The organism is Anaerolineales bacterium, from assembly GCA_037382465.1.
Lineage (GTDB): Bacteria > Chloroflexota > Anaerolineae > Anaerolineales > E44-bin32 > WVZH01.
Genome location: JARRPX010000106.1, coordinates 1 through 9,660, shown reverse-complemented (window position 1 = coordinate 9,660; position 9,660 = coordinate 1). Strand labels below are relative to the sequence as shown.

The window sequence follows — 9,660 nt, the reverse complement described above, 5'->3', positions numbered from 1 at the left end:
CAACAATTTCACCGAATAAACCGGTGCGAGTTTGTGTACAGGTGGTAAAGAAGTACGCACCCGGTTGGGCGTAGTCATATTTTTTCGGCCGGATCGATCTGCGATTGTGTCGATCAGGAACTTGTGGCATGAAATCCCCCCTATCGAAAAGGATACTTTCTCTGCTTGTGATTTTCAGATCCGCCCTGGTCTCCAAATACAGGAGATCACTCCCAATTTATGATCCGTGATCTCTAGAGAATTACCTTCTCGGCTTCCGTAATATTCAAATGACAGAAAAGTAAAAGGGCTGTCTTCCGTTCTTTCAGACAGCCCCTCTCTTATCGACTTCGCTCAAAACGAGCGAGGATTAATCGACCGGCTCGTCCGTCGGCTCGTCCGTCGGTTCGTCCGTGGGTTCGTCGGTCGGTTCAGCCGTTGGCTCGGCCGTCGGCTCCTGCGTCGCCGTTGGCTCTGGTTCGTATACGCACGACTCCGGCACCTCGTAGGTGGCGATCGTCTCGATGCCCTCGTGACCCGCCTTGTCCTTGGCCCAAGCCTTGACAGTAAAGCTGGTGGAGCAGGTCGAACCCGTGGCATCCGAAAAGCCTGCGACTCCGGCAAACGCTTCCCCGCACGATGGGCTGATGTGCACTTCGATGGTCAAATCATAGAAACCGACCCATTGTTCACCCAAATCCCACCCATCCGGGGCAGAGGGGTAAAGCGGCGAGCCGTAGATCCATTCTCCGTTGACCGGATTCTGATACTTGAGCCGCACCCACTCGAGTCCCTTCGAATACGCCGGGTCGACGACTTTCAAACCATAGACGCGGATGACCGCATTGCAGGATTCCAATTCTCCACCAGCCGGATGGCGTTCTTCATAGTCGTAGATGATCGGCGCCTTGGTATCGCTGTCGGCGGGTTTCGAGGTCGGTTTTTCGGTGGCGGTTTTCGTCGGTTTGGGCGTGCTGGTCGGTTTCGGCGTTTTGGTCGGCTCGTCCGTCTTGGTCGGTTCCGGAGACTTCGAAGGGGTCGCCGTGTAGGGATCGTCTCCCTGGAAATTGAGCGCCGTGGCCGTAGGGATGGGTGATTCCAGGGCCAGTTTGATCAACTCCGATTGATCGGAGGCTTCTTCCGAAGATTTACCCTCATCCCGCAGCGTATCCCCAAGAATAGATAGCCGGAACGGTCCCAGAATGGATACGCCCGCCTCCGCGCTGTAATCCGCGCCCAAAAAGGAGTCCAGGCGCATGGACATCGGCAGACTTTCCGCCGAAGCCGTGGTCAGAAAGAACGCTGCAGCGCCCCACACGACCAGCAGCGTGGAAAATACGATTGCCGCGGACATGAACCAACGTCGTCCCATAATATCATCCCCTTGATCTGGTTATCCCTTAGCATACGGCCTTCGGACGAAATCTGGCTATATGACCGAAGTCCTACCAATGAGATCGAATTCCCCAACGAACCAAAAGCCAGAAGCGGCCGTCATTCGAGCAAGCGGCTGCTGCGATCCGAAACCTCGTATACCTTTACTTCTTTGCCCAGTTCCTCGACCTGGACCTGCCCTTCCCGGCCGAACTCGAACTGCGAGCGGACACTCCTCAAGTAGCGGTAGGTCTGCTGGTCGATGACCAATCGCGTGCTTGCCGAAGCGCGCGTGATGCGTTGGATCGCTTCTGCGATCTGCAGCGCGTCCCCGATGACCGTGTAATGCATTTGATCTTCCGTCACCAGGCCTCCCGAAAGGACCGTACCCGTCGACAAACCGACTCCGATGTCCCACGTCGGCGGGCTGTCCATGTCGGCCGTGATCTGGATTGCGCGCACCGCGGATAGCATCTCAAAGCCGGCGTGGATCGCCTGAAGTGCACTGACCTGCGGCGGTAAATTGCGCGGCAGTATGCCGAAAATGGCGGTCAGCGACCTCCCGTCGAAAGCATGCACGACGCCGCCGTGTTGGTGCACGATCTCGGACAGTGAGGCGTAATATTCGTTCAAGGCCCGCATCAATCCGGTGGGATCCTTCTCGCTTTCCTCGAAGGCGATCCCGCGGATTTCCGCGTACAGCACGGTGCCGCGCCCAACCTGGCCTTGATGGAACGACTCCCCTTTCTGCATGGTCTTGCGCAGTTCCTCACGCATCTCGGGACTCATCGTTCGGCTGAGCAGGCTGCGATACACGGCGCCCTCGCGCAGGTCTTCGACCATACGGTTGAACGCTTTCCCCAGCAGGCCGACCTCGTCGCCACTGCGGGCTGCGACCTGTGTCGTCAGATCCCCGGCCGCAACTTGCGCCGAGGCTTCGGCGATGTCGATCAGCGGCCGCGTGATCGTGTGGGACAGATACAGCCCGACCGACACCACGAGAACCAGCGCCAGCGCGGCGACGACGATGATGGACGTAATCCGTTTCTGATAGGTTTCATAGGCCAGATCGGGATCCTCGGCGCCGTACAAGGCCACACCCAACATCCCCAATTCCACCGTTCCCTGCCGGACCGTGAAGGGCGTGATGATCTCCCCGTAGGTTTTTCCAGCGACTTTGATGGTGCGGTAAGGGTCTTCGTCCCGGTTAACGTCCCGGGCGATCTCGATCAATTCCGGGGATAACGCCAGACCCACAGGATCCCACGTCGAGCTGTCTTCGAACGTCGTGCCGAGCAGTTCGCCGGTTCGAGCATCGTAGAAAGTGATCGCAGTGCGTGCGCTCTGGCTCAACTGCTCGACGACGTTATCCAGATACGCGCCGGTCAGCACCGCGCCCAGTATGGTGCCGGATTCGTTGAGCAGCGGCGCGGCGATGAACAGCACCTGCACCTCATCGTCACCCAGGCGTATGCTCTCCAGACCAACCTGCTTCTCACCGACTTCGTCCACGACGGCGCTGCTGCCGGAATCCAACTGCAGCACCTGGCGCACGAAGCGCCAATCGCTGTAAAAGCCTTCCCCGCGCAAAATTTCGGGGATTTCTGCGCCTGTGCGGCGGGAGGTCAGCAGACTGGTGCCGTCGCGCTCGAGGATCACGGCGACGTCGACGCGCGAGTTGATGATCAGCCCCAGAATTTTCTGGCGCAATTCTTCCGCGTCGCCCAGGGCGACCGCCGGGACCACGCCTTCGGTGTTGGCGACGGCGCGCTCGACTTCCAACAAGCGCTCTTCGATGCGCACTACTTCGTCCGTCGCTTGCTGGCCGCTGTCGAGCAGTTGACGCAGGAACTGCAGCTGTTCCGATTCAACGGACAGCCGGTTAACGATGACGATCGCTCCCATTGCCAGCATCAGTGCCAGAAACATGAATGGGAGCGTAATTTTCCAACGCAGGCTGAATCGTACCCGCAGTTTATCGTCGCTGCTTCGCATGTACCCTCGCAGCTTTCAGCAAATGGAATCGGCTAGCGCAGGTAAAAGGACAAGAAAACCAACAGGCAGATGAAAAAGCCGGCCAACACGGCGATGCGTTTCAGATCCTTGATCACGTAGGAATAATCCGGATTGAAACCAATTTGTTTGCTCTCCGGACCGCGGGACGCGGCCTCATTTTCCTTCGCCGCAAGATACGCCTCTTGCGGCAGATTGGGTTTGCGTGCCCGCTTCTTACTTTTCTTGCTGCTCAAGATGTGCCTCCTCGAAGAATGGAATGACAGCCATTCTACCCGATTTGTGGGATCTCAGTTCGAGATTCTATCCGTCGGACAGTTCTGCGGTCACCACGATGCGCTGATTGTCCACCAGGTATGGATAGCAGGAAACCAACGTGACCGTCGGACGAGGGGTGGACTCCATGACGCTCACGTCCGTCGGCTCGACGATGCTTATGCCGGTTACCCGGTAGGTGTACTGGCGCGAAGCCGTGTTGATCAGGATTTCATCTCCGGGCTTGAGTTGATCCAGGTCGCGGAACAGTTGGCCGAATATGTCGTTGTGCGCCGAAAGGACGACGTTCCCGTTTTCACCCGGATTGGCGCTGCCGATGTGCTGCCCGACGCCGCGCTTCAACTGTTCCCAGCCGTCTCCCTGGACGACGGGCGCCGGCGCGTTCCAGAGGGCGGGAATGAAGATGTTACGCGCCTGCTCCGGACCAGGCGTAGGTACCTCCACCGAGGGCATGGATTGAAGCAATCTGCGCATGCTCTCGGGAATTTCCGCCTCGTTCGGCTGCGAACCGCCGGGCGAAGTCGGCGGGGTGTGGCCGGAGGGCAAGACGACCGCCGAGATCAACGCCGTGGGCGTCGGATTTCCCTCCAACATCGCAGCCGATTCCCGGTTGAGTTCCTGCAGCGCATCGACGCCGCTGAACAGCACGAACGCCAGACCCAAAACGGCAAGGATTTCGATCACCAGCAGAAAGCGGTTGAAGATCTTGCGCGCACCGCCCCTGCTTTCCTTATCGTGTTTGGATCTCTTGCGGTGCGGGTCGAACCCGCATCGCCCGCCCGCTGCGCCGGAACTGATGCAGGCGCGCCTCACGCGACTCGCGCCTCTTCCGCGCCAGCAGCGCTTCGAGTTCTGCGATGGTTAAATCTTCCGCCGGTCTACGGTCCCTGGCCATGGAGTACCCCAATGTATTCATGCGTGTGGCACGCCACGATGCACGAACGATGCCACACGGCCCTCGTGATTATACTCCGATGCGTAATCGGGGAAACAAGCACAGACAATGTATTTTGATTATTTCTGTATTCCAGCAATACAATTTGCCACAAGAAAGATCGGACCTGATCGATTTCTTTTAAAGTACGCTAAAGGATGATCTCTGGAAAATCAACCGCGAAGCGCCGTCAACCCGGATACCCCACGGGAATGAGGTAAAGCGGCTCGTGATCCAGGGGCAAAGCGAGAAGCGCACGCAGCCCTTCGTCTTCGAAAGCGCCGATGGGGACGGCGCACAGCCCCAGGGCTGCGGCCTGAAGCAGGACGTTCTGCGCCGCGTGGCCCGCTTCCATGTGGACGTAGCGCGGCGTGCGTTCCGGGCCGTAGCGGATGGCGGTGCGCTCGAACACGGCCGCCAGCACGATCGTGCACGGCGCCTGCAGGATCGATTCCTGTCCGAGCGCCATCTGGCACACGTCTTTTCGCACGTCGCCGGCGACGTGCGCCGACAAGGTATGTCCCTCAGGATGGTAGTGGAAAACCCCCCGTGAATCGATCAAATAGACTTCGAGCGCATACAGCGCGCCGGCGGAAGGCGCCGTCCGCAGGCCGCTGCCATGCGTTTGTCCCTGCGCCGCCCAGAGAAGCTGCGAGATTTGCTGCGCGCTCAACGGCTGGGAAGTAAATTCGCGCACGGAACGGCGTACGGCGAGCGCCTCCTCGAGCGAAAGCGCTCCCTGTCGTTCCGGTTCGGGCAGATCGATGGACGGCATCACCTGCGAGTTCCGTTATCGAAATTCGGTTTCGTGCAATTCGAAATGGGTGTAGTGTGCAAACATCATTCCACGTTCTGGTAGATCTCGGGCTTGAGTTCCCCGATGTAGGGCAGCGTGCGGTGCGTTTCGGCGAAATCCAGGCCGTAGCCCACTACCCACACGTCTGGAATCTCGAAGCCCAGATAATCGATCGGCACGTCGGCGTGTTCCCGTTGCTTCTTACACAGCACGCAGGTCTTCAACGACGCCGGCCGGCGTTCCTGCAGGGTGTGATAGAGGTAAGCGAGCGTGTTGCCCGAGTCGAGGATGTCCTCGACGATCAACACGTGGCGGTTTTGGATGGGCTCGCGCAGATCCATCAGGATACGCACCGCGCCGGTCGTTGTGGCCGTCATGCCGTAGCTCGAAACGGCCATGAAATCGACGACGTGGCGCTTGTGCAGGCAGCGCGCCAGGTCGGCGAGGAAGATGAAGGCGCCCTTGAGTATGCCGACCATGTAGATTTCGTCGGCGTGGGCGTAATCTTCCTCGAGCTGCGCGGCGATCTGCGCCACACGCGCTTGAATCTCGTCCTCGGAAATGATCACGCGGGCGATATCGGGATGCAGTTCACGCATATCGGATCCTTCGAAACAGAATAATCCTACTCCTGCTTACACCGAAATCCGGCCAACGATGCCCCGCCGATTGGCTAGGGCGCCCAGTCCGCCATCGCATCGTTGAGCGGGCTGTCCGTCAGCCGCGTCAGCGCGCCGCTGGCGATTTCCAGTATGTAGATCTCGGATTCCCCGTCCTTTTCCGAGTCCCTTTCCGATGAGAAAACGATGAACTTCGAATCCGGCGACCAGGCTGGCTGCTCGTCGTTGTGCGGATCGTCCGTGAGACGGGTCAGATCCGTGCCGTCCGGCCGGACCATGTAGATATCGAATTTCACGTGCCGGTTGGTGGCGAAGACGATCCACTCGCCGTCCGGCGACCAGGCGGGATCGATCGCATCGCCCGGCAGTGCGATGAGGCCTTCCTGTCCGCTGCCGTCGGCTTTCATGACCTGAAGCGTGTATGGACTGCCGGATGAAAACACGATCTTCTCAAAATCCGGTGACCACGATGGTCCTCGCATCCACCTGGAACTGAATGTGAGCGCCGTGCGCCCGCTGCCATCCGGCTGGATGACGTAAATCTCGGTGGTCATCTTCTCCACGTCGGACCAGCAGTCGTCGATCGTGCAGCGCCCCTCGAAGTACACGATCCCGGCTCCCTTCCAATCCGGATCGCCGGCGAAGCGATTGGCGGTCAGGATGTGCTGCCTGTCGCTGCCGTCGCTGTTCATGACGTAGAGGAAGTCCGTGCGGGCGGGCGAGAAGGAGCGGAATACGATGCGCTCGCCGTCCGGCGACCAGTTGGGGGAATACTCCGATTCCTCACTCGTATCCGTGAGGCGCCTGACGTCCGTTCCATCAGGGAGCATGCTGTACAGGTCGTAGGAATATTTCTCCTCGCGCTCCGAGGAGAAGACGATCCGCCCGCCGCCGCCCAGCGGCGCTTCCGTTTCCACGAACATATCCAGCGGGTTGGTGTCGACAGTCGGATCGGTGATGACCGGGACCTCTTCGTAGGACAGGGTGACGGTCGGCCGGTTGGTTGGCGTAGCGATGGCGGCTGGTGTTACCTGTGTTGGCTCGGGGGTCGATTCGGCGCAGCCGGTGATGCCGACAAGGATCAGGGTTACCAGGAGTGACTCCAGCGTTAAACATGGTAGATTGATTCGCCCTGTCAATACTTGCATTTGTATCTCCCATCGCCATCGAGTTGACTCGATTGTATTGCCATGCATCACGGAATGCAAATCGGAAAGTGATTTACCCCGTAATCCGCCTGACTTTGCACCTGAGCTGCTTGATCGAGCCGAATGAGTTTTTTCCCAACACCATACTTTTCAAGTCCGAGAATGCATTCTCACCTGAATAAAGACGCAAGGCGATATTCATCACGATACTGACCTCAATAATTCGGAGTACCTTCGTACTGAATCAAATCACTACCACCGTAACTTCTGCCATGCCGATCGCAGTTATAGACTATGTCTGATGTGGAACTTATTAGATCGTGGACGGGGAAAACGTGTAGAGTTAACGGTGAAATTGGTTTTCGAACGAAATACGACGCGTGTTATGGTTATTTCTCACTACGGAAGCGGGATAGATATAATAGTTGGTCAGATATAAAGAACCACGATAGGTCCAATCCAAATCCCACTTGGGTTAACGATTGTTAGAGCATTACAAAGAATAAAGCTTCAACGGCGTCTTAAATCTATAGAGTGAGGAAAGTCTACAATGAATAAAGAAATCATGATTACAGTAAAAGCAAATAAAAATGCCAGGGTACAAATCAACATGCTTCACCTACCGGTGATAATATTGGTTGTTATCGTGATGAGTGCCTGCGCACCTTCCACAACGCAGATCGCCGACCAGGCCGCCAATGTCGCGAATGGGACAGACATACCCAACGCTGCAGATTCCGCGACGGTAACCTTCACCACTATTCCCACCAACACCCCAATCCCCCCTGCCGTTCTGGTAGACGGCTGGGAATCAGCCAGCGTATCAACGGTGTGTCTGGACATCGTTCAAATCTACACTGACGTGAAGGAAGGTTTCTCCATTCAGGCAGTCGATGATACTGCCTCCCGCTTGCTGGGCAGGATGGGCCTCCAGGCTGTAAAGCCCGGCGAAGCATGTGATGCCACGCTGACCATCGAGTTCACATCCAGGTCAAAAAGCTCAGATTATGGAAGTGCAGGCAAGTGTTATTCTGGCGCTACAGCAACAGTTCAAATGAGCTTCTCTGCCGAAGGGTGTCCCACCTTGAATCCCGATCCCTTTTCGGTATCCACCGGCACACCTTACTTTTTATATGCCGGGTGCGCCAAAGAGCCCAGCGGCGCTCCGTTCTACGAAATCATCTCTGAGGGATTGGTCAGAAACATGCTCCAGATCTGGGGTAAGCCAGCCTTGCTGGCGGGAATTGTGGATTCGGATGTGGAAGTGCGCTTGGAGACTGCCTGGATCACGATCAGCCCGGAAGCGAGAGCCGCGGGTATAGAAACGAGTGACATGGTCGCCATTCTCATACCCGCAGTTGAAAACGACCATGCGACGACCCAGTGCTGGTACAACGCCGGCGCCGCTGCCGCGCTCGCATTGGGCGATCTCGCCAACGAAGAGAAAGAATTCGCTGCAGACATCATTCCCATCTTGACAGAAGCTCTACTCCCACTTAGCTGCAAAAGCATCGAAGCTGAGCGCGCACTCTACGACCTGGGGCCAGAAGCAATTGATGCAGTGCCAGCCCTGATCGAGAAGTTACGATTGTATTTGAGTATGAACGTAGACGAGAACTACGCGCAAAGTGTCGCCAGCACCTTGACGGAAATCACAGGCCAGGAATTTGATATTGATGCCGATGCGTGGGAAGAATGGTGGGGTTCACAAGATTGACTCCATTGCTGATGGAATCTGTGGCCATATTCCTCAGTCGATTCGACTCTGCATCTTTATTAATCACAAATTTCCTCAATCCCCTTCCCGCGGCCGGTACTGCAGCCCCTCGGCCAGGTGCGAGGTCCGGATGTCCGCCGCGCCTTCCAGATCGGCGATCGAGCGTGCCAGCTTGAGCACGCGGTGATAGGCCCGCGCCGAGAGCTGCATCTGCTGCATCGCCTGGCGCACGAGCAGGCGGCCGGGATCGTCCAATTCGCAGAAACGCAGCACGTCGCCCGGGCCCATGTCGGCGTTGCAGGTGATTTCCGTTCCGCGAAAGCGCCGGCGCTGGACAGCCCGGGCGGACTCCACGCGGGCGCGCACGATTTCGGAGGGTTCGCCCGTGCGGTCGTCGGTCAGTTTGTCGAAATCCACCCGCGGCACCTCGACGTGGATGTCGATGCGGTCCAGCAGCGGACCCGAGATGCGCTTCTGGTAGCGCGTGACCGTGGCGCTGGAGCAAGTGCATTCCCGCTGCACGTCGCCGTAGTAGCCGCAGGGACAGGGGTTCATCGCCCCCACGAGCATGAAGTTGGCCGGGAAGGAAGACGAGCCGCGCGCCCGGCTGATGGTCACCACCTTGTCCTCCATCGGCTGGCGCAGCACTTCGAGGACGCGCATGCCGAACTCGGGCAGCTCGTCCAGGAAGAGCACGCCGCGATGGGCGAGCGAGATCTCCCCCGGCCGCGGCCAGTTGCCACCGCCCACCAAACCGGCGTTGGAGATGGTGTGATGCGGCGCACGGAACGGGCGTACGTGGA

General features: G+C 58.1%; 9 protein-coding genes. 1 reads left to right on the top strand and 8 read right to left on the bottom strand.

Annotated features, from left to right (window positions below):
• Positions 1-349 precede the first annotated feature (349 nt).
• The 7 genes from P8Z34_16780 to P8Z34_16750 all read right to left on the bottom strand — a co-directional run bounded on the left by P8Z34_16780 (position 350) and on the right by P8Z34_16750 (position 7,140).
• On the bottom strand, positions 350-1,351 hold the full coding sequence (locus P8Z34_16780; GenBank protein MEJ2552328.1) for a PT domain-containing protein: 1,002 nt from the start codon (positions 1,349-1,351) through the stop codon (positions 350-352).
• A 122-nt stretch (positions 1,352-1,473) separates the two neighbouring features.
• Entirely contained in the window at positions 1,474-3,348 is a 1,875-nt protein-coding gene (locus P8Z34_16775) for a cache domain-containing protein (protein MEJ2552327.1), read from the bottom strand.
• A 32-nt stretch (positions 3,349-3,380) separates the two neighbouring features.
• The gene (locus P8Z34_16770) at positions 3,381-3,602 is read right to left on the bottom strand and encodes a hypothetical protein (GenBank protein MEJ2552326.1); all 222 of its coding nucleotides are present in this window, start codon (positions 3,600-3,602) and stop codon (positions 3,381-3,383) included.
• A gap of 67 nt (positions 3,603-3,669) precedes the next feature.
• Complete coding sequence (locus P8Z34_16765) at positions 3,670-4,455, bottom strand: class D sortase (protein ID MEJ2552325.1); 786 nt, start codon at positions 4,453-4,455, stop codon at positions 3,670-3,672.
• Between the two features lie 311 nt (positions 4,456-4,766).
• On the bottom strand, positions 4,767-5,351 hold the full coding sequence (locus P8Z34_16760) for a SagB/ThcOx family dehydrogenase (protein MEJ2552324.1): 585 nt from the start codon (positions 5,349-5,351) through the stop codon (positions 4,767-4,769).
• 65 nt (positions 5,352-5,416) lie between these two features.
• On the bottom strand, positions 5,417-5,971 hold the full coding sequence (gene hpt, locus P8Z34_16755; protein MEJ2552323.1) for a hypoxanthine phosphoribosyltransferase: 555 nt from the start codon (positions 5,969-5,971) through the stop codon (positions 5,417-5,419).
• Positions 5,972-6,045: 74 nt separating this feature from the next.
• On the bottom strand, positions 6,046-7,140 hold the full coding sequence (locus tag P8Z34_16750; protein MEJ2552322.1) for a hypothetical protein: 1,095 nt from the start codon (positions 7,138-7,140) through the stop codon (positions 6,046-6,048).
• A gap of 550 nt (positions 7,141-7,690) precedes the next feature.
• Between P8Z34_16750 and P8Z34_16745 the strand changes: the two genes are divergently transcribed.
• Positions 7,691-8,857: a hypothetical protein gene (locus P8Z34_16745; protein MEJ2552321.1), complete on the top strand. Its 1,167-nt coding sequence runs from the start codon at positions 7,691-7,693 to the stop codon at positions 8,855-8,857.
• Between the two features lie 75 nt (positions 8,858-8,932).
• Here the strand turns inward: P8Z34_16745 and P8Z34_16740 are convergent.
• Positions 8,933-9,660: ATP-binding protein (locus P8Z34_16740; GenBank protein ID MEJ2552320.1), on the bottom strand; the 728-nt coding region annotated here is incomplete at its 5' end.